This window comes from Clostridium taeniosporum (genome assembly GCF_001735765.2).
In the GTDB taxonomy this organism is placed as follows: domain Bacteria; phylum Bacillota; class Clostridia; order Clostridiales; family Clostridiaceae; genus Clostridium; species Clostridium taeniosporum.
Genome location: NZ_CP017253.2, coordinates 364,364 through 389,626 on the forward strand (window position 1 = coordinate 364,364; position 25,263 = coordinate 389,626).

19 protein-coding genes and 1 pseudogene are annotated in these 25,263 nt (G+C 26.7%); 19 read left to right on the forward strand and 1 reads right to left on the reverse strand.

The window, feature by feature from the left end; all coding sequences use genetic code 11:
• Positions 1-10 precede the first annotated feature (10 nt).
• From guaA to BGI42_RS01855, 18 genes and pseudogenes are all read left to right on the forward strand, one after another.
• On the forward strand, positions 11-1,552 hold the full coding sequence (gene guaA, locus BGI42_RS01765; protein ID WP_069678693.1) for a glutamine-hydrolyzing GMP synthase: 1,542 nt from the start codon (positions 11-13) through the stop codon (positions 1,550-1,552).
• A gap of 317 nt (positions 1,553-1,869) precedes the next feature.
• Positions 1,870-3,033 carry a flagellin lysine-N-methylase gene (fliB, locus tag BGI42_RS01770; RefSeq protein ID WP_069678694.1) on the forward strand — a complete coding sequence of 388 codons (1,164 nt, stop codon included), beginning with the start codon at positions 1,870-1,872 and terminating at the stop codon, positions 3,031-3,033.
• 116 nt (positions 3,034-3,149) lie between these two features.
• On the forward strand, positions 3,150-4,001 hold the full coding sequence (locus tag BGI42_RS01775) for a polysaccharide deacetylase family protein (RefSeq protein ID WP_069678695.1): 852 nt from the start codon (positions 3,150-3,152) through the stop codon (positions 3,999-4,001).
• Between the two features lie 124 nt (positions 4,002-4,125).
• Positions 4,126-4,701 carry a Yae1 family protein gene (locus BGI42_RS01780; RefSeq protein WP_069678696.1) on the forward strand — a complete coding sequence of 192 codons (576 nt, stop codon included), beginning with the start codon at positions 4,126-4,128 and terminating at the stop codon, positions 4,699-4,701.
• Positions 4,702-5,046: 345 nt separating this feature from the next.
• Positions 5,047-7,011 (forward strand): BglG family transcription antiterminator, encoded by a 1,965-nt coding sequence (locus tag BGI42_RS01785; RefSeq protein WP_069678697.1) that lies wholly within the window; start codon positions 5,047-5,049, stop codon positions 7,009-7,011.
• Between the two features lie 3 nt (positions 7,012-7,014).
• Positions 7,015-7,431 (forward strand): transcriptional regulator GutM, encoded by a 417-nt coding sequence (locus tag BGI42_RS01790; RefSeq protein ID WP_069678698.1) that lies wholly within the window; start codon positions 7,015-7,017, stop codon positions 7,429-7,431.
• 31 nt (positions 7,432-7,462) lie between these two features.
• Complete coding sequence (srlA, locus tag BGI42_RS01795) at positions 7,463-8,023, forward strand: PTS glucitol/sorbitol transporter subunit IIC (RefSeq protein WP_069678699.1); 561 nt, start codon at positions 7,463-7,465, stop codon at positions 8,021-8,023.
• Positions 8,024-8,093: 70 nt separating this feature from the next.
• A pseudogene (gene srlE, locus BGI42_RS16350) lies at positions 8,094-9,082 on the forward strand (PTS glucitol/sorbitol transporter subunit IIB).
• Between the two features lie 37 nt (positions 9,083-9,119).
• Complete coding sequence (locus tag BGI42_RS01810; protein ID WP_105165893.1) at positions 9,120-9,485, forward strand: PTS glucitol/sorbitol transporter subunit IIA; 366 nt, start codon at positions 9,120-9,122, stop codon at positions 9,483-9,485.
• A gap of 279 nt (positions 9,486-9,764) precedes the next feature.
• Positions 9,765-10,586, forward strand: coding sequence for an SDR family oxidoreductase (locus tag BGI42_RS01815; RefSeq protein ID WP_069678701.1), 822 nt, complete (start codon positions 9,765-9,767; stop codon positions 10,584-10,586).
• A 448-nt stretch (positions 10,587-11,034) separates the two neighbouring features.
• A complete protein-coding gene (locus BGI42_RS01820; RefSeq protein WP_069678702.1) occupies positions 11,035-12,384 on the forward strand; it encodes a glucose-6-phosphate isomerase in 1,350 nt (449 codons plus the stop codon).
• A gap of 3 nt (positions 12,385-12,387) precedes the next feature.
• The gene (locus BGI42_RS01825; protein ID WP_069678703.1) at positions 12,388-12,834 is read left to right on the forward strand and encodes a YaiI/YqxD family protein; all 447 of its coding nucleotides are present in this window, start codon (positions 12,388-12,390) and stop codon (positions 12,832-12,834) included.
• Between the two features lie 339 nt (positions 12,835-13,173).
• The gene (locus BGI42_RS01830; protein ID WP_069678704.1) at positions 13,174-15,201 is read left to right on the forward strand and encodes a triple tyrosine motif-containing protein; all 2,028 of its coding nucleotides are present in this window, start codon (positions 13,174-13,176) and stop codon (positions 15,199-15,201) included.
• A 153-nt stretch (positions 15,202-15,354) separates the two neighbouring features.
• Complete coding sequence (locus BGI42_RS01835; RefSeq protein ID WP_069678705.1) at positions 15,355-16,092, forward strand: lytic transglycosylase domain-containing protein; 738 nt, start codon at positions 15,355-15,357, stop codon at positions 16,090-16,092.
• A gap of 147 nt (positions 16,093-16,239) precedes the next feature.
• Positions 16,240-16,956, forward strand: coding sequence for a pseudouridine synthase (locus tag BGI42_RS01840; RefSeq protein WP_069678706.1), 717 nt, complete (start codon positions 16,240-16,242; stop codon positions 16,954-16,956).
• Positions 16,957-17,478: 522 nt separating this feature from the next.
• Positions 17,479-20,799, forward strand: coding sequence for a UvrD-helicase domain-containing protein (locus BGI42_RS01845; protein ID WP_069678707.1), 3,321 nt, complete (start codon positions 17,479-17,481; stop codon positions 20,797-20,799).
• Positions 20,800-20,885: 86 nt separating this feature from the next.
• Complete coding sequence (ligA, locus tag BGI42_RS01850; protein ID WP_069678708.1) at positions 20,886-22,886, forward strand: NAD-dependent DNA ligase LigA; 2,001 nt, start codon at positions 20,886-20,888, stop codon at positions 22,884-22,886.
• Entirely contained in the window at positions 22,886-23,158 is a 273-nt protein-coding gene (locus BGI42_RS01855; RefSeq protein ID WP_069678709.1) for a hypothetical protein, read from the forward strand. Before ligA ends, BGI42_RS01855 begins: the two co-directional genes overlap by 1 nt.
• A gap of 88 nt (positions 23,159-23,246) precedes the next feature.
• Here the strand turns inward: BGI42_RS01855 and BGI42_RS01860 are convergent, their stop codons facing one another.
• Positions 23,247-23,546, reverse strand: a complete 300-nt coding sequence (locus BGI42_RS01860) for a hypothetical protein (RefSeq protein ID WP_069678710.1) — start codon at positions 23,544-23,546, stop codon at positions 23,247-23,249.
• A gap of 227 nt (positions 23,547-23,773) precedes the next feature.
• Here BGI42_RS01860 and BGI42_RS01865 point away from each other — a divergent pair, with 227 nt between their 5' ends.
• Positions 23,774-25,258 carry an ABC transporter substrate-binding protein gene (locus BGI42_RS01865; protein ID WP_069678711.1) on the forward strand — a complete coding sequence of 495 codons (1,485 nt, stop codon included), beginning with the start codon at positions 23,774-23,776 and terminating at the stop codon, positions 25,256-25,258.
• Positions 25,259-25,263 lie beyond the last annotated feature (5 nt).

Sequence of the window (25,263 nt, forward strand, 5' to 3'; positions counted from 1 at the left end):
GGAGGAAATGATGAAAAAAGAGTTAGTTTTAGTTATAGATTTTGGTGGACAATATAATCAATTAATTGCGAGAAGGGTAAGAGAATGCAATGTATATTGTGAAGTTCATCCTTATAACTTAAGTGTAGATAAGATTAAAGAAATGAATCCAAAGGGAATTATTTTTACAGGTGGACCAAATAGTGTATATGGTGAAGATTCTCCATTATGTGATAAAAAAATATTTGAAATAGGAGTGCCTGTACTTGGTATATGCTATGGTTCTCAACTTATGTCTCATATGCTTGGTGGAAAGGTAGCAACTGCTCCAGTAAGTGAGTACGGAAAAACAAAAGTTGATGTAAGTGTAGAATCTAAACTTTTTAAAGATGTATCACCTTCAACAATTTGTTGGATGAGTCATACTGATTACATAGAAAAAGCTCCTGAAGGATTTAAAGTAATAGGTTCTACTCCAGTTTGTCCTGTTGCAGCTATGGAATGTGAAGATAAAAATTTATATGCAGTTCAATTTCATCCAGAAGTTATGCATACACAAGAAGGTACAAAAATGCTTTCAAACTTTGTATATGGTGTATGTGGATGTAATGGTGACTGGAAAATGGATTCTTTTGTTGAAAAAACAATTGAAGAAATTCGTGAAAAAGTTGGAAATGGTAAAGTATTATGTGCTTTATCAGGTGGAGTAGATTCATCAGTAGCAGCAGTATTACTTTCAAAAGCTGTTGGAAAGCAACTGACTTGTGTATTTGTTGATCATGGTTTACTTCGTAAAAATGAAGGGGATGAAGTTGAAGAAATATTTGGACCTAATGGACAATATGATTTAAATTTCATTCGTGTAAATGTACAGGAAAGATTTTATGAAAAATTAGCTGGTGTAGAAGAACCAGAGCAAAAGAGAAAAATTATTGGTGAAGAATTTATAAGAGTGTTTGAAGAAGAAGCTCAAAAGATAGGATCGGTTGATTACCTTGTACAAGGAACTATATATCCAGATGTTATTGAAAGTGGTCTTGGAAAATCAGCAGTTATAAAATCTCATCATAATGTAGGTGGACTTCCAGATTGTGTTGATTTTAAAGAAATTATAGAACCACTTAGATTACTATTTAAAGATGAGGTTCGTAAAGCAGGTTTAGAACTTGGAATTCCTAAAAATTTAGTGTTTAGACAACCTTTCCCAGGTCCAGGTCTTGGAATACGTATTATAGGAGAAGTAACAGCTGAAAAAGTTAAGATAGTTCAAGAAGCAGATGCAATATATAGAGAAGAAATTGCAAAAGCAGGCATTGATAAAAAAATTGGCCAATATTTTGCAGCTCTTACTAATATGCGTTCAGTAGGTGTTATGGGAGATGAAAGAACTTATGATTATGCAGTTGCACTACGTGCTGTAACTACAAGTGATTTTATGACAGCTGAAAGTGCTGATCTTCCATGGGAGGTACTTGGAAAAGTAACAACTAGAATTGTAAATGAAGTAAAAGGTGTAAATCGTGTTATGTATGATTGCACAGGAAAACCACCAGCAACTATAGAATTTGAATAAATAACAAACATTTCAGCAAACCATATTTAATTAAGGCTAGCTGAAATGTTTTTTTATTCTTTAAGGATTTATATTACTAAAGAATCTGTGAATAACTTATAGAATACTGTATTTTAAAAGTATTATGATTATTTATAAAGAATAAAAAATAATTATATGCCACACTATTATTCCTGCACTACGTTTGGAAAGGGTGCATGGCTAAAAAAATCAACGCTCCATAGTCGCTTAGCGATTTTTTTGTTTTTAGATTTTTACAAATTTATGATAGAATTATATAGTAAATTTTATTAAATAGAGTAAGATGAGGTAAAAGAATGAAAATAAGAGTACCTAATTATTATAAGAATTTTAAATGTATAGCTTCTAAATGTGAAGATACATGTTGTGCAGGTTGGGAGATTGTAATTGATGATGAAACATGTGAATTCTATAAAACGGTAAAGGGAAACTTTGGAGATAGATTAAAGAAAGAGATTATTTTAGATGATGATGGAGAAAATATTTTTATGCTAAAAGGAGACAGTTGCTCTTTTTTAAATAAAAATAAGATGTGTGATATATATAGTGAACTTGGTAAAGATAACTTATGTAATACATGTAAGCAATATCCAAGATTCATAGAAGAGTATGGAAGCACACGTGAAATGGGAATTTCTTTATCATGTCCAGAAGCAGCAAGGATAATTTTAAATGATTCTGATAAAGTTAAATTTGAAATAGAAGAAAATGATGAAATGGTTATTGCGTATAATGATATTAGTTTTGAAATGTTTATTCAATTGTTAAAATCAAGAAAAATATTTATAGAAATATTGCAAGAACGTTCTATTGATTTAAATAAGAGAATGGCTCTAGTTCTTAATTTTGCACAAGAAATTCAAAAAATGGTAGATGAAAATAAGATATCTAATATATCAGAAATTAGAGAAAAATATTCAGATAGTAAATTTATAAAAAAATTTATCAGCAAATTAAAAGAACATGAAGAAAACAAAATAAATAAGTATAATAACGTATATAAAATTTTAGAAGTATATAAAGGTATGGATCATATTAATGATAATTGGCCGAAAGTTTTAAAACATACTATTAGTTATTTTTATGAAACAGATATTAGCGTTGAGTTTTATATGGATAAACATGATAGGTTTAATAAATATTATATTGATAAAACATATGAATATGAGCATTTAATGGTTTATTTTATATTTAGATATTTAATGAAATCTGTATATGATTATGATGTGATTGCCAAGGTGAAACTAGCAGTATTTAGTTATTTAGTTATAAAAGAATTAAATGTTGTAAGATGGTGTGATAATGAATATAAATTTACTAAAAATGATCAAGTGGATATAATGCAGATGTATTCTAAGGATGTTGAACATTCAGATGAAAATTTAGAATATTTATCAGAAGTATTTGAGATAAATGAAATTTTCAATGTAAAGAATTTTATGATTATGTTGATGAATTAAGTAGATGTAAAGTTTAAGAATAAATTAATAAAAATATAATGCAAAATAGTATATAATTTAGACATAAAAGGTATAAAATAACAAATAATATAAGCTTATTTTCTAGGAGGTATATTTTGAAAAGAAGAAAAAATACTCTTTTAAAAGGGTTAATAATAGTAATAATATTAACTATTATTTCATTATTTACATATCAAATTAAAAATAATATAAAAGGAGAAAGTGTTCAAACCTCAACTAATGAAAATTTAGATTTAGTAAAAAATAATAATGAGGAAGGTCCTTTTAATGGTACAGAAGTTACTGACGAAGATATGGGGGTTATTGTTTTAGGATATCATTCTATTGGTAATGAATTTAAAAAGGATCCGTTAGTTGTATCTAAAGATTTATTTAGGCAGCATTTACAAGCAATAAAGGATGCAGGATATACTACTATCACATTACAACAATTATATGATTATTTATATAATGGAGCTAAAATCCCTAAAAAGAGTGTAGTTATAACATTGGATGATGGATATAAAGATAATTACACAAATGCATTTCCTATTCTTAAAGAATTAAAAATGAATGCAACTATGTTTATAATAGCTAATTATTTAGATGGTGGCGTATATATGTTACCTTCACAAGTTAAAGAAATGAGTGATTATGGTATAGAAATTGAAAGCCATACATTTAATCACAAGGAGCTTTCAACATTAAGTTATGATGACCAACTAAAACAGTTAAAAGATTCTAAAACTAAACTTGAAAATCTAACTGGAAAAAGTATTAATTTTGTAGCATATCCATCAGGAAGTTATAATGAAGATACATTAAAAGCAGTTAAAGAAGCAGGTTATGATATGGCATTTACCGTTAAGAAAGGACAAGCTCATAAAGGGGATAATAAATATAAACTAAATAGAGTATTAGTTGATTATACTTATAAGCAAAGACATATAAAAAGAAATTTAAAGTAGTAAATAATTATATTATCTGTAATATTAAAATACAGATAATATAATTATTTTTTTATAAATATTAACCAATAATTAGACATCGGCATACTATGTACTATATATTATTTACAAAGGAGATAAAGCGATGAACGATTATTATTGTAACGATTATTATTGTAATGAAGATGAATTAGTTTGTAGAGTTGATGAAGTAAGTGATTGTGAAGATATAAATTGTAATATGGAAGATACTTTAAGTGAAACAGATACTAATTCTATATGTAGAAGATGTTATAAAAAAGGTTTTAGAGATGGTTGCAAAAAGGGATATAAAGAAGGATTTAAAGACGGTAAAGCTAAGGGTTATGAAGAAGGCTTTAAAGATGGTCAAGAACAAGGATACAAAGAAGGATTCAAAGCTGGTTGCGAAAAAGGATACAAAGAAGGCTTTAAAGATGGTAAAGCTAAAGGTTATGAAGAAGGCTTTAAAGATGGTAAAGAACAAGGATACAAAGAAGGATTTAAGGCTGGCTGTGAAAAAGGATACAAGAAAGGCTTTAAAGATGGACGTGAAAAAGGCTATGAAGAAGGTCTAAATGATGGATACAACAAAGGATACAAAGATGGACGTAAAAATGGTTTCCAAGAAGGATGTAGAGCAGGCTATGAAAAAGCTCTAAGAGATATTATGAGATGTTTAAAGAAAAATAATTGTTGTTAGATTTTTTAATGTAATTATTAAATTGATTTAATATTATTAAGAGAGTTTATTTTTATATAAACTCTCTTTTTAATTAGAATAAAAAATAAGTTATAATTAATATATAAAGTTAAAAAAAGTGTATAAATGTGTTATAATACAAAAAATAATTTGTATAATGTACGTTATATTACATAAGATAATTCATGTAATATATTTCATAATACAAAAAATAATTTGTATAATATACGTTATTATAATTTTAATTAGTATACATTTTTTCAAACATATAATGAAAAAGTTGATATTAAATAAATATAATTAATGTACTATTATATAATTGTAAGATGGAATGAGGGGTTGAAAATGATTACAAGATCATTAGACAGAAAATTATTTACTATACTTGAAATGCTAGTTAATAGCAATGGTAATACTTTAAAAGATTTTTCAGATGAGTTAAATGTAAGTACTAGAAGTATTAGAAATTATTTAAAACAACTTGAAGATGAAATACCTAGAGAGATTGCAGAAATAATAAAAACTAATAATTCTAAGTATAGCCTAAATATAAAAGATGAAAAAGAATTTAAAGAATTACTAAAGTTAAATAGAAAACAAAAACAAAAATTTACTCAATTAAATAATCCAGAGGAAAGAGTTGACTATTTAATAAATAAGTTAGTAGGCCTTGATGAGATTGTGACAATAGATGATTTAGCAGAGGAGATGAATGTAGGGAGAACTACTTTGGTTAAAGATTTAAAGAAAGTGGATCACAAGTTAAAAGAGTATGCATTAGTATTGAAGAGAAAAACAAATTCAGGAATAAAAATTGAAGGTGATGAAATTAATTTAAGACTAATTATACTCGAACATATATGTAAAACATATAATGATTCAATAATTTTATTAGAAAATAATAATATTCTTACTGAAGAGAAGGTTATTAAACTTCAAGAACAAATAGTAAATTACTTAAAGGAAAATAAACTTAGCGTTACTGAAGCTTTAATAAATAATTTAATAAGATATATAGCAGTTATGCTAATAAGATTAGAGAATAATAAGAAAATAAATACTCTACAATCACAATATAAAATAATAAAAGAATCAGAAGAGTATGAAATAGGTAAAAATATAAAAAATATAATTGAAGTAATAGAAAATCAACACATAGATGATTTAGAAATAATTTTTATAGTAATGCCTTTGCTTGGAAGAAATGCTCCTTTATATCATGAAGTACTAAGAAATTTAACAATAGGTGAAAATATAACATTATTGAGAAAAGAAATTTTTAATAAGGTTTTTGAATTTACTGGATTAAGTTTAGAAGAAGACGAACAGTTAATACAAGGGTTAGAATATCATCTATACTATGCATTAAATAGAATAGTACTAAACATAAAATATAAGAATCCTATGTTAAAAGAGATAAAAGAAAAATATAAACTACCTTATGAAGTTGCTAAAATAGCTGCTTCGGTAATCGAAGAAGAATATCAAGTACAAGTAGAAGACGATGAAATTGGGTATTTAGCATTACATTTTGGAACATATGTTGAAAGAGCAGGTAAATCTTTTGTTCATATAAAAAATGCAGCAATTGTTTGTGGAACAGGTTTGGGCACAGCAAAATTACTAATTATGAAATTAAAGAAAATACTTGGAGAAGAAATCAATTTTAAGTCATTCCCTGATCTGGATTTTACAGAAGATATGGCAAGAGAGTATGATATGATATTTACTCTTGTTGATTTAGATATAAATGCTCAAATACCAATAATAAAAATTACTTCTATTTTTGATGAAAGCCAATTAAAAGGAGAAATAGAAAGTCAAATATTTTTAAATAAAACTAACGAAATAAGAAATAATACTGAACAATATATTTTAAATGGAATGTTAAATAAAAATTTAGTGTTTTACCTAAATAGAGATACTTTTATGAATAATTTAGATGAAATGTTAGATAATTTAATAAATCTAAATATTGTATCAAATGAATATAAGGAAAGAGTTATAGCAAGAGAGAAAAAAGCAGGGACAGCATTTGGAGGTTATATAGCATTACCACATGCAGTTGATGAAAAAGTAGAAAATGTAATAGTAGCATATGGGGTATTAGACAAATTAATTATAGTGGATGGTAAAGAAGTAGGACTCATAATATTACTTGTAATACCTTCAGAAGGTCAAAATAGTCAAGAAGTAATAGTTAAAACATACCAAGAAATTATAGATTTATCAAGCAATAAAAAGATAGTTCAAAAATTAATAAAAACTAAAGAGTATAAAGAATTTAAAGAAGTTTTAGAAAGGAGATAAATTATGAATTCAGTTGTATTTTTAATAATAATAGGGATTACTATTTGGATACTTAATTTTATCTTTGGATTAATGCAGATTAGAGATTTTAATAAAAACTATATAGAATTAAGAAAATTAGGAAAAGTAGCAATAGGAAGAAAAAAAGGAATGATTAACTCAGGCACTATAGTTCTTATAAGAATTCAAGATGATGGATTGATTTTAGAGACTAGAAAAATGCAAGGAGTAACTGTAGCAGCAAGAGTTAAACAATTTACTGGACTTGAGAATATGTATATCTACAAGATTAAAGAAAACGATTTAAAAGAATTTAACAAACCACTAAAAAGAGCAATTTTAGATGCTGTTAAGAATTACAAAAAATTTAAACAAGAGGAGGTGAGTAAGCAAGAGGCAGACTTAGAGGTGGTTGTTTAAAGATAGTATAAATTAATGAGGAGGTTTTCTTATGACACAAATGTTTGATTTTTTAGCTAAAGGTGCAGATTCGTTTATGAATTTATTTAGAGCAGGTGGTAATCAGTTTATGGATTTCGTAACAGGAATAATACCACTATTAGTAGCATTACTGGTTACAATGAATGCAATTATAAAATTTATTGGAGATGAAAAAATAGAAAAATTAGCAACAAAATGCTCTTCAAATCCAATATCTAGATATTTATTATTACCTGTTATAGGAACATTCGTATTTGCAAATCCAATGACATTATCACTAGGAAGATTTATGCCTGAAAAATATAAACCAAGTTATTATGCAGCATCAAGTTTTTCTTGTCACACAATGAATGGATTATTCCCTCACATTAATCCAGGCGAATTATTCGTATTCTTAGGAATAGCTGCAGGTATTACAACTTTAGGTTTTTCAACTACAGATTTAGCAATTAGATATTTATTAGTAGGTATAGTGACAAACTTTTTTAGAGGTTGGATAACAGATTTTACAACTACATATGTAGAAAAACAACAAGGAGTTAAGTTGAATACAGAAATAAAATTAAGTTAATTAGAAAGATAAAAATTATTAGAATACAGAGTTAAATTTAAATAAAAAAATAAAGATTAAGGAGTTGGCAATTATGGGATACAAAAAAGTTAGAATAAGTAAAGGATCAGGCGGATGGGGAGGTCCATTAGTAATAGAACCTACAGAAAAGAAAAATAAAGTGGTTTATATTACTGGAGGAGCTAAACCAGAAACAGCAGTGAAAATAGCAGAGTTAACAGGCTGTGAATTAGTAGATGGATTTACGACAGGAGTTAAAGATGATGAGATTGCTTGTGTAATAATAAATTGTGGAGGAACATTAAGATGTGGAATTTATCCACAAAAGAAGATACCAACAGTTAATATAATGAGAACTGGTAAAAGTGGACCGTTAGCAATGTTTATAAAAGAAGATATATATGTTTCAGCAGTAAAACCTGAAAATGTAGAGATAGTAGAATAACATTAATTTAAAAGATAGCAAAATATAATCTAAAGGAGGAAGACTTAATGAGTTACGATACTAATAAAAAGATTAGTCAACAAAGTGGAGGCTTAGTTGGAAAAATAGGTATAGCAATAGGTAATTTTAGTAGCACATTATTCCAAGCTGGAAGAGATACTATTGATACAATAATTCATACAATATTACCATTTATGGCTTTCGTTGCGGTAATGATAGGTATAATTAATGCATCTGGAATTGGTAGCTGGATTGCAAATTTACTTACACCATTAATTGGAAATGTAGGTGGACTAGTTGTATTATCACTTATATGTTCATTCCCATTACTTTCACCATTCTTAGGACCTGGTGCTGTTATAGCTCAAATAGTTGGTGTTTTAATAGGTACTGAAATTGGTAAAGGAAATATACCACCGCATTTAGCATTACCAGCATTATTTGCCATAAATGCACAAGCAGCTGCTGATTTTATACCAGTTGGTTTAGGATTAGCAGAAGCAGAATCAGAAACAGTGCAAGTAGGTGTTCCATCAGTTTTATATTCAAGATTTTTAACAGGAGCTCCAACAGTTGTGGTAGCTTGGCTTGCAAGTTTTGGATTATATAGCTAAATTATATTAACTAAATAATCAAGAAGGGAACAGTTTTATGAAGACGATTTATAGTACTAGAATAGAAAAGATTGGAGAAAAAGCTGAAGAGTTTTTTGCAGCAAATATGTTCATAACTTTTAAAGATAATGCTCCTCAAGAGTTAGTTGATTACTGTTTTATTCATAATGAAAATAATTTATTAGAAGAAATAAATCCTAACGATATACTTTGTATAAATGATATTACTTATGAAATAAAAGCAGTAGGTGAATTAGTAAATAAAAATTTAAAAGAGTTAGGACATATAACATATAATTTTCTAGGAGAAGAAGAAGCTAATGTAGCTGGAACTTTATACTTAGAAAAAAAAGAAATTGCACCAATTGCCGTTGGTACAATCTTAAAAATAATAAGAAATTAATTTTAAATAGTTAAAAAATAATATTCAAGAAAATTATAAGTCAAATTGCATAATAAGTCAATTTGTATAAGAAGTCAATTTAATAAAAATGTATAAAGTAATCTAAAGTTTATATGTAAAAAATAATTGAATAATTTATAGGATTGATTGTTCCTTGAATTTTAAATAGGTTTGATTACGTATATACTTATATCGGAAATAAGTAGAAAAATCAAACCTATTCCTTAATAAATATAGAGAGAAACGATATTCATATAAATTAACATTGGAGGGATAAAAATGATAAAATCATGGTTAAATTTAGAGGGAAAAACAGCAATAGTTACAGGTGGAGCATCAGGAATAGGAAAGGCAGTAGTACAAGAGTTTTTAAATAATGGTTCAAATGTTGTGGTATGTGATATGAATCCTAATGCACCAGAATTAGAAATGACAGAAACAAGTGGAAAAATGTTATATATGAATACAGATGTAACAAATTATGATAGTGTTAAAGAAATGGTTGCTAAGACTAAAGAAACATTTGGAAGAATAGATATTTTAGTAAATAATGCAGGTATTAATATACCTAGATTATTAGTAGATCCAAAAGAAGAAAATAGTAAATATGAATTAGACGAAGTTGTGTTTGATAAGATAGTTAATGTTAATATAAAAGGCGTATTCTTCTGTGCTCAAGCTGTTGCTAGAGAAATGGTCAAGAATGGTTCTGGAGTTATTATAAATATGTCTTCAGAAAGTGGATTAGAAGGATCAGAAGGACAAAGTATTTATGCAGCAACTAAAAATGCAGTAAATTCATTTACAAGATCTTGGTCTAAAGAATTAGGTAAACAAGGTGTTAGAGTTGTAGGTGTGGCACCAGGAATATTAGAAGCTACAGGATTAAGAACTATAGAATATGAAACAGCATTAGCTTATACTAGAGGAATTACAGTTGAAAATTTAAGAGAAGGATATAGCAAAACATCAACTACTCCTCTTGGAAGATCAGGGAAATTATCAGAAGTTGCAGATTTAGTTTGTTATTTAGGTTCAGAAAGAGGAAGTTATATTCACGGAGTAACTTATAATATTGCAGGTGGAAAAACTAGAGGTTAGTTTTAAAATGTAAATTAATTTTAAGTAAAAAACAAAAAAATATATTTTAGACACATGTATTACTCTCTTATAAATTTTAAATATATAACATTAAAAGTTCCTAATTTTAAAGGAGCTTTTAATGTTATATACGTAATTATTATTGATGTAATGAATGAATTTATAAAGCATTAATTAACTGATTAAGTATAAAAAACAAGTCATTAAATATTAGTAAAATGCATATAATAAAGTTACTGTATTATAATAAAGTAAAATAAATTTAAAATACTTTATTATAAATAATATAAATTTTAAAGAATTTATATGCGTTACAAGCATGATTTATCATTTTTTAGTATGATATTCCAAACTTTGAATAATATCATAAATGTTTAATAAATCTTCAGTAAAAATGTGATATAATTGTAAAGAGAAATTTACGTAATTAATATATGGAGGTATGGTTGTGAAAAAAGGATTAACATTAGATTTAAGTAAAGCACAAGCATTTGTAAAAGACTATGAACTAGATTACATGGAAGGAATGGTAAAAGATTCACATGATAGACTTCATAGTAAAACAGGTCAAGGAAATGACTTTTTAGGTTGGATAGACCTTCCAGTAAATTATGATAAAGAAGAATTTGCTAGAATTAAAAAATCAGCAGAAAAAATACAATCTGATTCAGATGTTTTAATAGTTATAGGGATTGGTGGATCTTATCTTGGAGCTAGAGCAGCAATAGAAATGTTAACAAGTAATTTCCATAATGTTTTAGATGGAAATAAGAGAAAAACACCACAAATATTCTACGCAGGTAATAATATAAGCTCAACTTATATGGCTGAATTATTAGAAGCTATAGAAGGAAAAGACGTTAGTGTAAATGTAATTTCAAAATCAGGAACTACTACAGAACCAGCTATTGCATTTAGAATATTTAAATCATATTTAGAAAAGAAATATGGTGTAGAAGAAGCAAGAAAGAGAATCTATGCTACAACTGATAAAGCTAGAGGAGCATTAAAGAGCTTAGCTGATGCAGAAGGATATGAAACATTTGTGATTCCTGATGATGTTGGAGGAAGATTTACAGTTTTAACACCAGTAGGATTATTACCGATAGCTGTAGCAGGAATAAATATAGATGAAATGATGCAAGGTGCAGCTGATGCAAGAGAAGCATATTCAAATCCTTCACTTAAGGAAAATGATTGTTACAAATATGCTGTTGCGAGAAATGCATTATATAACAAAGGTAAAGCAATAGAAATATTAGTTAACTATGAACCATGTCTTCATTACTTTAATGAATGGTGGAAACAATTATATGGAGAATCAGAAGGAAAAGATAATAAAGGATTATTCCCAGCAGCAGTTGATTTCAGTACAGATCTTCATTCAATGGGACAATACATTCAAGAAGGTAGAAGAAATCTTTTTGAAACAGTTATACATGTAGAAAAACCAAGAAAAGAAGTTACAATAGAATTCAGCGAAGGAGACTTAGATGGATTAAACTTCTTATCAGGAAAAACTATGGATTTTGTAAATAATAAAGCATTCCAAGGAACTTTATTAGCTCATAATGATGGTGGAGTACCTAATATGGTATTAAATGTTCCTGAATTTTCACCTTACTACTTTGGTCATATGGTATACTTCTTTGAAAAAGCTTGTGGAATGAGTGGATATCTTTTAGGAGTAAATCCATTTGATCAACCAGGAGTTGAAGCATATAAGAAAAATATGTTTGCACTTCTTGGAAAACCAGGATATGAAAACATGAAAGAAGAATTAGAAAAGAGACTTTAATTCATGAAAATTATAATTGATGGAGATGCCTGTCCAGGCATTTCCATTATTGAAAAAGTAGCTAAAAACAGAAATATACCAGTGGTGATTTATTGTGATATAAATCACTGTATAAAAAGTGATTATTCAGAAGTTAAAATTGTGGATAGTGGATTTCAAAGTGTGGATATGTTTGTAATAAATGAAACTAAAGCAAATGATATAGTAGTATCTCAAGATTATGGGGTAGCAGCAATATGTTTACCTAAGAAAGCAAAAGTGATAAATCCTAAAGGATATATATATGATGAAAGCAATATAGATAGATTATTAGAAGAAAGACACTTAGCACAAAAAATTAGACGTGGTGGAGGAAAAACTTCAAATCCTAAAAAGAGAAACAAAGAGGATAATTTAAGATTAGAAAAAAACTTGATAAGACTTATAGGATTAATTAATAAAGATATATAGAGGAAAATACCTCTATTTTTTTTTATTCTTTCTTTAGCAAATTATATCTTTGGAATATCTTTATATAACTCATAAAATACTACATTTTAAAGATATTATGAGTATTCCTAAATAATAAAAAATAATTATATGCCGCACCATTATTCCTGCACTATGTTTAGAAAGGGTGCATGGCTGAAAAAATCGACGTTTCACAGTCGCTTAGGGATTTTTTTATTATATGATAATAATTATATAAATATGATATAATTTAAATAAAAATTAGCTGAAGTTATTTACAAAAAATGGAATAAATGTATAATATAATTAAGGAGTATACAGAGAGGGGGTTTGAGAAAAATGCAGGAGCTTCAGTTAAAAGATATAGAACTCGTATTTGACAAAGAAAAACCGCAAACCAGAGGATCTGAAATAAAAATAAAGAGTAAGGTTAACAAATATAATGATGATATAGAATATAAATTTATTATTGGTTTAAATGGTATATGGACAACTATACAAGATTATTCAGAAAAAGATAATTGCTGTTGGAAACCAGTTTATGAAGGGGAATATACGGTTATGGTTCAAGCAAGGGATAAGAAAGGTAAAAAATCATTTGATTATTTAGCAAAAGAGGATTATTTAATTAGTAATAAAGATTTAATAAGTCTTATAGAAGATGTAAAAATAGATAAGCCTGATTTAAGCGTTGGAGAAAAATGTTCTATAGAAGTAAAATCAGTTAAAGAAGATCTACTTTATAGATTTTATATAAAGGGTAAACAAGGATGGGAACTTATTGTAGATTATACAACGGACAATACATTATTATATACTGCTAATAATGCAGGAAAAAAAGAATTCTTAATAGAATGTAAAAGAGCAAATTCAGATGACAATTTTGATGATTATACAACTGTTAAAATTAATGTAGAAGATATCAAAGATGTAGAAATAACCAATTTTGTATGTCACAATACTGAATTAATAGTTGGACAGGAACTTAAATTTACATTAGAAACTAAAAATGAGAGCAATAGAACGATTCTATATAAGTTTTATAAGATATCTAAAGATGGAAAAGCTACCTGTATGCAAGATTATTCTACTAAAAATTATGTTGTATATAAGGAATATAATAAAGGAAGCTATAGACTTTTAGCTTGTGTAAAGGATATATTCTCTAACAAGGAATATGATGACAGAGCAGTTCTTTTATATAATATAAAGCCTTATAAGGATATAGTTATTAAAGGATTTGCAGCGGAGTTAAGCTCACCTCAAATTATAGATACAGATATAAAGTTTAATACAGAAGCAGAAGGTGGTATTAACCTTTTATATAGATATAAAGTAAATGGTTCATATGAGGAAGATACTGGTTTTATAAGGAACTCAGAATATGTATGGAAACCTAGAGAGTCAGGAAGATATGTTATTTCGGTTTATGTAAAGGACGCTTCATCTGGAGCTGAATATGAGGCTTTTGAAGAAATTGATTTTGAAATAGAAAAAAGAGGAAATAAACCAGTAAAAATAGTAGATGTTGTTGTAGATAAAGAAAAAAATGTTTTAATTAATCAACCAGTAAATATAATGGTTAATGCAGAGGGCGGAACTAGATTAGGCTACTCTTTCATAGTTTATAAAAATAAAGTAAAAATAGAACAAACAAAAAGTAGTAAGAAAAATTGGGTTAACTTTACTCCAGAAGAAAAGGGAGACTATGAAATAGAAGTTATTGTTAAAGATAGATACTCTGACAAGGAGTTTGATGCTCATACCTTTGTATATATAAAAGCAAATGAATATATCCCAGGTGAAATAGACTATATAATGTTACCATCTAAAAATAATTATGTAGTTGGGGATACAATAGAGTTTGAATCAGTAATACAAAATACTAAAAGTGTTTTGGTTAAGTATGTAACTAAAATTAATGGACATTTAGTTGAAGAAACTGAATTTGTAGGAAATAAAAAATTAAGATTTGTACCAAAAACTGCTGGAAAATATACAATAGAAGTATATGCTAAAAATGTAAAGTGTACAGATGAATATGATTCTAAAAAAGAAGTTAGTGTATATATAAATGAAGCATCACCTGTTATAAATACAAAAATAATTATAAATAAAAAGAAACCTAAAATTAATCATGAATTAACTTTTGAGGTTAAGAGTAAAGGTGGAAAAGATGTTTGTTATGAATTTTATTTAATGGAACATGGAAATTGGAATAAAGTTCAATCTTATAGTAAAAAAAATTACTATAGTTTTATACCTTTTATTAAAGGAAAATATAAAATCTTAGTATTATCTAAGAGTTACTATAAAAATGTTAATTATGAAGATTATTCAGAAATATCTTTTAAAGTATTAGATTAAGATTTTTAAACTTATTACGAAAATAAATAGAGTATAGTAGTTTAGTTTTATACTTAAGAATAGCTATGTTTTAGTAATATATTGATATTTTAATTACTATTTCATATATCAAAACATACTTAAGACAAGCGTACTAAAAATTGGAGGATAGTTATGGGTATAAATAATTTAAATTCATTTTCAAATGAATTAATGGCATTAACGGCTATTAATAATAGTGGAAATAGTAGTAAGAGTAAAGAAAGTAGTACAGGTGGATTAGAATTTGCATTAGTTATGCAAGCTTTAGCAGATCAATCTAATCAAACATCGAATGAATTAAATAAAGATAAAAGTAATTTAGAAGCTATGAAATCATTAGAAAATACGCAAACAACTCCAGGCCAAAGATTAGATTATATGAAAATGGTTTTAAATGAAAATTTAATTTCTAACCTAAATAGCTCTAGCAATGTATCAAATGTTAATATAGATACTGATAATGAAAGTAAGCAAAGAATATATACAGCAGTAGAAGAAGCATCTAAAAAATATGGAATAGATTCTAATTTGATTTTATCTATAATTAAGCAAGAATCAAATTTTAATCCAAAAGCAGTTTCTGGTGCAGGAGCCATGGGGCTTATGCAACTTATGCCAGAGAATTGTGAAGAAGATGGAGTAAATGATCCTTTTAATATAGAACAAAATATAAATGGTGGAACTAAGCAATTAAAAGGATATATTGATAGATATAATGGTAATATTGAAATGGCTCTTATGGCATATAATGCAGGGCCAGGAACAATGCAAAGAAGGGGCGTTACCTCTGTTGAACATTTATATAAAATGCCTAAAGAAACTCAAAATTATATTCCAAAAGTAATGGGATATTATAGAAGTGGATTTTAGGGTAACTCAAATAAAAGATGAAGTTATTTTGTAATGACTTCATTTTTTATTTAAAAATAATTTCTATTTATGTGAATATTTATTTTGACATATGTGATAAGATACTAATGTACAGAGAGATAATAATCACAGAGTGGAGTGTGGAAAATGCAGAGATTAGATAAAATAGTTTCTAATTTAGGATATGGAAGTAGAAAAGAAGTTAAAGCATTAGCTAAAAAAGGTTTAATAGAAGTAGATGGAAAAATACTTAAAGATAGTAGTATAAATGTAGATCCAGAAAAATCTATAATTAAAATAAACGGAGAAGAAATATTTTATCGTAAGTACATATATTTAATGATGAACAAACCAGCAGGAGTAATATCAGCGACTCATGATTCAAAAGATGAAACTGTTGTTGATTTGTTAGAAATAGATCATCAAGTTTTTAATCCATTTCCAGTAGGTAGATTAGATAAGGATACTGTTGGTTTATTACTATTAACTAATGATGGCGATTTTAATCATAGAATGATATCTCCTAAATGGCATGTAGATAAAATTTATTATGCTAAAATAGATAAAGAAGTAAATGAAAAAGATCAAGAAGCATTTAAAAAAGGTGTAGTATTAGATGATGGATATAAATGTTTAGAGGCTGATTTAGAAATTATATCTTCTTCACTTGAAGGTTCAGAAGTTAGAGTTACCATACAAGAAGGAAAATATCATCAAGTTAAGAGAATGTTCGAAGCATGTGGTAAAAAAGTGATTTATTTAAAGAGAGAGGAATTTGGAGGTTTAATTCTTGATGATGAATTAGAAGAAGGCGAATATAGAGAGTTGTCAGAAGAAGAATTAGCTATTTTAAATGAAAATTAACGAACGTTATAATAATTTGCAATAAAATAATTCATTTTTGGTGCATAAGTAAATATTTTTCGTAAAATTACTTGCATTTTAATATAGAATATCCTATAATAATTTTGCAAGGATAAATAAAAGGAATTATATAGCCCCCTTTTTATTTATTGCTTATTGCTTATTGCTAAAGCGCAACCTAGCCCCAAGGGTTGCGTTTTTTTTGTTTAATAAATGAAAATGTTTACTATAGGTGTAAATTTATTAATATCTATGAGATATAGAAAAATTCTATAATTTAAATATGAAATATACAAATGAATTAATTCATTCATTAAAATTTAAAAATGAATGAATTAATTCATTTTTAGGTTGGTTTTATATTAAAGAATAGGAGATAATAAAAAGGTGTATAATTTTACATAAAATAATTAAATAGTAATCGCTGAATATAAACATTAATCAGCATATAAAAGTTAAATATTATTAATAGTTTTGCTATGTTATAATATTTAGAGATTAAGAAAGGAGCAGGTTAACCAAATGGAGTTAAAATCATTGCTTAATAAAGAACAATATGAAGGTGCCACTAATATAGATGGACAATTGTTAATATTAGCTGGAGCAGGATCAGGAAAAACAAGAGTATTAACTTATAGAATGGCACATATGATAGAAGATATTGGAATACAACCATACAATATATTAGCTATTACATTTACCAATAAAGCAGCTAAAGAAATGAAGGATAGAGTTATATCATTAATTGGTAATAAAGCAGAAAATATGTGGATATCTACATTTCATTCAACTTGTGTAAGAATTCTAAGAAGAGAAATAGATAAGATTGGTTATAATAGTAACTTTACAATATATGATACATCTGATCAAAAAGTATTAGTAAAAGAGTGTATGAAACTTTTAAATATTAATGAAAAAGATATATCTGACCAAGAGATATTAAGTAAAATTGGAAAAGCAAAAGATAGTATGCAAAGTGCTCAAAGTTTTATGAGGCAAAATGAATCTAATTTTAGAGAAAAGAAAATTGCAGAAGCATACGAAATGTATCAAAAGAGATTAAAAGAGAATAATGCATTAGATTTTGATGATTTAATATTTAAGACTGTTGAGCTTTTTAAATCTAATCCAGAAGTATTGGATTTTTATCAAAATAAATTTAAATATATTATGGTAGATGAGTATCAAGATACAAATGGAGCTCAGTATGAATTAATTAGATTATTGGCATCTAAATATAAGAATATATGTGTTGTAGGGGATGATGATCAATGTCTAGTTGAAGGTACCTTAATATCTACTGAAGGTAAAAAAGTTCCTATAGAAAAATTAACTTCTAATGATAAAGTTAAAGTATCATGTGGTAATGGAGAAATGGGAATATTACCTATAAGTAATATAAGTAAAAAGAAGTATTGTGGAGAAATAATAAAAATTACTACAAAAAGTAATAAAGTAATAAAATCTACACCTAATCATATTTCATTTGGAAAAGTATTATTGGAAGAAGATAAATATTATGTTTATTTAATGTATAAAAAGGATTTTGGTTATAGAATTGGTCAAACGTCATCTATAAGATCTAGGGATGAAAGAGAAGCTAGTGGTTTAGCAGTTAGATTAAATGGAGAACAGGCAGATAAGATATGGATTATAAAAGTTTGTAGTTCAAAAGGTGATGCAACTTATTATGAACAATATTATTCTGTAAAATATGGAATACCAACTATTGTGTTTAATTCAAGAGGAAGAAATTTAGCAATATCTCAAGAACATATAGAGAATATGTTTAAAGAAATTGATACAGTAAGTGCTGCTGAAAGATTAATGGAGGAAGAATATTTATATAAAGAATATCCTCATCATTTAAGCAATGCGGTAATAAGAGGAGATTCAATACGAAAGAGAATTAATATTACTTTTTTTGGAGGAAAAAAGTCAGTACAAAGAGGTTTATATTCTCATAGAATAGGACTTAATTCATCTGGTGATGAAACAAAAAATAAATTTATAGAAGCTGGATTTAATGTTAGAAATGGTGAAAGAAATACATATAGAGTAGAAACTGAAAGAGCTTTATATGATGATGCAGAAGAATTTGCTAAGAATTTAGAGCAAGTTGAAGAAAATTTTGATATATTAAAAAAAGCAAGATTAACAGAAAGTAAAAGCTTTTTATTTATGCCGATTGGAAGTTTTAGAGAAGGAATGGCAATTTCAATAGAAAATAATGGAATGATAACGGAAGATATTGTAGTATCTATTGAAAGAGAGAATTATGATGGATTTGTATATGATTTAAATGTAGATAATGCTAGAAATTATATAGCAAATAATATTGTAGTTCATAATTGTATCTATCAATGGAGAGGTGCAGATATTCAAAATATATTAGATTTTGAAAAAGATTATCCTGATGCTAAGGTAATAAAATTAGAACAAAATTATAGATCAAAAAGTAATATATTAGATGCAGCAAATGTTGTAATTGTGAATAATGCAAATAGAAAAAGTAAGGTACTTAGAACTCAGCAAGAACCAGGAAATAAAATAAAGGTTTATAGGGCATTTTCAGATAGTGATGAAGGAGATTTTGTTAGTAAACAAATAGTAGATATTAAATCTAAGGAAAATAAAGAGTACAAAGATTTCGCAATATTATATAGAACAAATGCTCAGTCACGTATATTCGAAGAAAGCTTAAGAAGAAGAGGAATTCCATATAAAATTATAGGTGGAACAAGATTCTATGATAGAAAAGAAATTAAAGATATTTTAGCATATCTTAAATCTATAATTAATCCTAGAGATGATGTTAGCTTAAAGAGAATAATAAATGTACCGAAAAGAAGTATAGGTGATGCTACTGTATCGAAGGTTCAAGAATTTGCTAATAATTTTGAATTAGATATATGGGATGCTTTAATGGAAGTTAGAACTATTCCAACACTAACACCTAGGAATGCTAATAACATAGAAAACTTTACAAATTTAATGGACGAATTCATGAATCTTAGTGAAACAGCCCCTGTATCTGTATTAATAGAAACAATCCTTAAGGATACTGGTTATTTAAAACAACTAGAATCATCAAAGGAAATTGAAGATAAAAGTAGAATTGAAAATTTAAAGGAATTAGTTTCAGATGCAGTTGATTTTGAAAAGAATAATGAAGATAAATCTTTAGCAGCTTATTTGGAAAAAGTATCACTAGTTCAAGATACAGATAAGATTGAGGAAGAAGAGGACACTATTGTATTAATGACAGTTCATAGTGCAAAAGGTCTTGAATTTCCAGTTGTATTTATGGTTGGAATGGAAAATGGAATTTTCCCGGGAAATATGTCGTTTGAAAAAGAATCTGAGATGGAAGAGTCACGAAGATTATGTTATGTAGGTATAACAAGAGCAAAAGAAACATTGTTTATGACATCAGCTGAGGTTAGAAGAGTATTTGGTAGAACAGTTGCATATCCTCAATCAGATTTTATTAATGAAATAAAACCAGAACTTAAGGAATATGTAAGTGGAAATAGAATTGGCTCAGGAAATAGTTCTAGTATTAAGGGACAAAGAAATAATCGATATAATAATCCTCATAGTTTAAGAAGTACAATAAAAAGGGATGTTTCTCAATCTAACAATTTTGTAAGTAATAATGATTCTGATTATTTGAGCGTTGATGAGGTTACTTTAGGTAGAAAAATACAACATGAAAAATTTGGAGTAGGAACAATAGTTAGTGTTCAAGATACTGGAAATGACAAGAAACTAACTATTGCTTTTGATAAGCAAGGAGTTAAAAATCTAATGTTGTCATTTGCTAAATTAAAAGGTATTTAAATTTTAATTTTAGTTTATAATTTTAAATATATATTAATATGTAGATTTATAAAAAAATTATCGGTTTATGATATGGAGAGATAGTAGTGGATAAGATAGAAAGAATAAAAGAACTTGTTGAAAAATTAAATAGATATTCATATGATTACTATGTATTAGATAATCCATCTATAAGTGATAAGGATTATGATAAAGAATATGATGAACTTAAAGCTTTAGAGCAAGAGACTAATTTTATACTACCGTATTCACCTACATTAAGAATTGGTGATATTATTTTAGATGGTTTTAAAAAATATACTCATAAGGGTAAACTTTGGAGTTTAGATAAAGCTCAAAGTTTAGATGAAATAAAAGACTGGCATAATAGAAATGTTAAATTTGTAAATGAAATGCGAGCTAAAGGTGAAGATTTACCAGATTTAAAATATATAGCTACTAAAAAGTTTGATGGATTAACAGTTAACTTAACTTATAATAAGGAAGGCTTAATTGAAACAGGTGCTACTAGAGGAAATGGCGAAATAGGAGAAAATGTAACATCTCAAGTAAAAACTATTAAATCTATACCATTAAAACTTCAAGAAAATGATGATTTATTTGAAGTTCATGGGGAAGCTATTATGACTCAAGAAGCATTTGAAAAATATAATGCCTCTTCACAAATTCCATTAAAGAATTTAAGAAATGGAGCAGCTGGTGCACTTAGAAATCTTAATGTAAAAGAAACTGCACGAAGGAATTTGTCAGCGTTTTTTTATGATGTTGGTTATAAAGAAGGAAATCAGTTTAAAACTTATTTAGAAATGATGGACTTTATAAAAGAAAAGGGTTTGCCAATTGATGATTATTTAAAAGTATGCACGTCTATTGAAGATATAAAAAAAGAAATAGAGTATATAGAAAAAATAAGATTTGATTTAAATTATGATATTGATGGTTTAGTATTAGCTATAGATGATATTAAAACTAGAGAATTGATGGGATATACTGTTAAATTCCCTAAGTGGGCAATAGCATATAAGTTTGAAGCTCAGGAAGCTACAACAAAACTTTTAGATGTTGAATGGAATGTTGGAAGAAGTGGTAGAATAGGACCGACAGCAATATTGGAGCCAGTAGAATTAGCAGGTGTAACTGTTAAAAGAGCAACGCTTAATAATATGGATGATATAAAGAGAAAAGGTGTTAGAATTGGAGCAGATGTATTTGTAAGAAGATCAAATGATGTTATACCTGAAATAATGGGAACTGTAGAAAATACATTGGAAAATTCTGAAGAAATAACACCACCGACTAAATGTCCAGCATGTGGAAGTCATGTGGTTTTAAATGGTGCACATTATTTCTGTGAAAATACACTTTCTTGTAAGCCACAATTAGTTAAAACTATAGTTCATTATGCTTCAAGAAATGCTATGAATATAGCTGGGTTTTCTGAAAAGACAGCAGAACAGTTGTTTGAAAAGTTAAATATTAAGTCTATATCAGACTTATATAAATTAAGAAAAGAAGATTTAATAACATTAGAAAAGTTTGGAGATAAAAAGGCTGAAAATTTATTAAATGCAATTGAGAATAGTAAAGAATGTAAGTTGTATTCATTTATATATGCTTTAGGTATTCCAAATGTTGGAGTAAAAACTGCTAAAGATATTGTTAACAAATTCAAATCTTTAGAAGGATTAAAGAATGCTAAATTTGATGATTTAGTTTCAGTTCAAGATGTTGGAGATGTAGTTGCACAGGATATAATTGAATTCTTTAAAGAGGAAAAAGTAATAAATACTATTGATGAGTTATTAAGTTTAGGAGTAAATCCAGAATTTGATGAAGTAAAAATAGTAGAGAGCATTTTTAAAGGAAAAACCGTAGTTGCCACTGGTACGCTTAACAGCTATTCTAGATCTGAAATAAAAGCTAAACTAGAAAACTTAGGTGCTAAAGTTTCAGGTAGTGTAAGTAAAAAAACTGATTATGTTATAGCTGGTGAATCAGCTGGTTCAAAGTTAACTAAAGCACAAGAATTAGGAGTTAAAGTTATTTCAGAAGAGGAATTTGAAAAAATGTTAGGAAGTGAAAATTAATGAAAGCACTTGTAAATTGGTTAACATTAATATGTGGGTTTATAACTAGTATATTAATAGTATGTACTTTTTTAACTAGTTATCAATTTTATTATGTCGATCAAGTTTTTTACTCATATTTACCTGTTCAATTGGGAATATGTATAACTATGCTAGTGCTTACAATTAGATTTATACTTAATGAAACTGGTAGAAAAAGAATGATATATTCTGCTTTTAGTTTTATGATATCTATTTCGTTAATATTTTTTATAGTTAATTTAGTAAAATAGAAAATTTTATAATAAAATTAGTTGATGAATAATTAGAAAAAGATAATAATATAAAAACTACCATGAAATTTAATTTCATGGTAGTTTTTTAGGTTAATTCATTAGAATTATCAAAGCCTGATATATTATCATTACTAATATCTTCATAGGAATTATCTGAATCGATTTCATCTCTTGAGTAATCTAAATTATCATTTTGAGTTTCACTTAAATACATTTTATCAGATAATGTATTTATTTTTTGACAAATCTTTTCTAATATATAGTTTTGATATCTTAATTGTTTATGTGATTTTAGTGCGACTATAAACAACCATATTCCTATGAACATAAAAACTAACATAAATAATATTGCAACTATTAGAAAAGTAGCTGTTAAAAATTCCATTTTAAAAACCTCCAATAAAATATGCTAATATTATACCATATCTAAAATAAATATTTTAAATATATATGTACATTTATATTATTGTAATAATTTTATTTTAATGCAAGGATTTATTTTATATTTTTATTGAAGATAATAAAAATAATTATAAAACTTACTGATTACAAATTAAATAAAATGTTAATACTTTAATTATGTTTAGTATGATAATAAGGAGGGTATTAATATTGAAAAAATACTTGCTACCTATATCTTTAATTTTTATCATAGGTGCTTTTTTATTAGGATTCATAGAGATTGATACTGTTTCAATAGACAAAAAAACAGATAATGTCATTAATTATGGATTAGAAAATATATCTGATAATTTAAAAAATATTACTAATTTATCTAAAAGAGATCAAGATATAATTTGTGCAGTTAGCAGAGGATTAGTTTCAAAGAATATAGATAATAATATTGTACCTTCTTTAGCTAAAGAAATAATTAAAAGTGAAGATGAAATAGAATATGAATTTAAAATAAATGATAATATATATTGGAGTGATGGAAGTAAAATAACTTCAAATGATATAGTAGTTTTTTTTAGAGAATTATTAAAAGAAGAAGATGAAAAAAATATAAGTGCATTATTAGATGTATATGGTGCAAAAGAATTTAGAGAAGGAAAAACTACATTTGAGAAGGGGGTTGCTATTAAATCAAAAGATAACAGTGTTATTATAAGGCTTAATTCGAAGAATGATAAATTTTTAGATGAGTTAACTAAACCTCAATATAGATTAAGAAAATATCTGATAATGTGGGAAAATATGAAGAAAAATTACAATGAGTTAGTATATAGTGGTGAATATAAAATAACATTATTTGAAAATGATAAGGTTACGCTAGAATCTAATTATGATAGTGATAATAAAAAAGTTATAAATTTAATAAATGATAGCAATGTGGAGCTATCTATGGCATCATTTGAGGTTGGAGAAAGAGATTTAGTTGTAGATCCACCACAAAGTCAATTAAATAAGCTAAGTAATGATGGTAATTTAATAACTATTCCTAAAAATGAAGGGGTTTATTTATATATAAATGATAGTAACAATATTTCTTTACAAGGTAGAAGAGAGATATATAAATATATATCTAAATCTATGGAAAATTATTTGATATCAAATGATAAATCTTTTGAGTTAGCAGAAGGAAGTTATTTTAGAGAAGATAAAGACGATTTAACTAAATTACAAACAAGAAAAGTGATAAGTAATAAGCAAGAAGAGTGGTCTCCACCCAAAGTACTTACAATATTATGTAAAGATAATACTATGAATAGAGAACTGTGTAGGATTATAGAAAAGTGGTTTAGAGAAAATACAAGAATATTTATAAAATATAGCTTATTAAAGGAAGATGAATTTAATGATGAAGAGTTACAAAGAAGATATGACATGATATTGTTTAATAATGAAGCTAATATATTAAATAAAGACAAATTTTATAAGAAATTTATTAATTATATGAGCGAAAGTGAAAAAGAAACTTTACTATCTAGCAATAATAATGATGAAGAATATCTAAGTATAGAAAATAAACTTTTTAGAGAGTACAGAATAGTGCCTTTGATATTTTATAATGAAAATATAGCTTTTTCTAGAAAGGTGTCTAGTATTAAGATGGATGGTAATGGAAACATAGATTTTTCAACTATTATAAATTGATATAT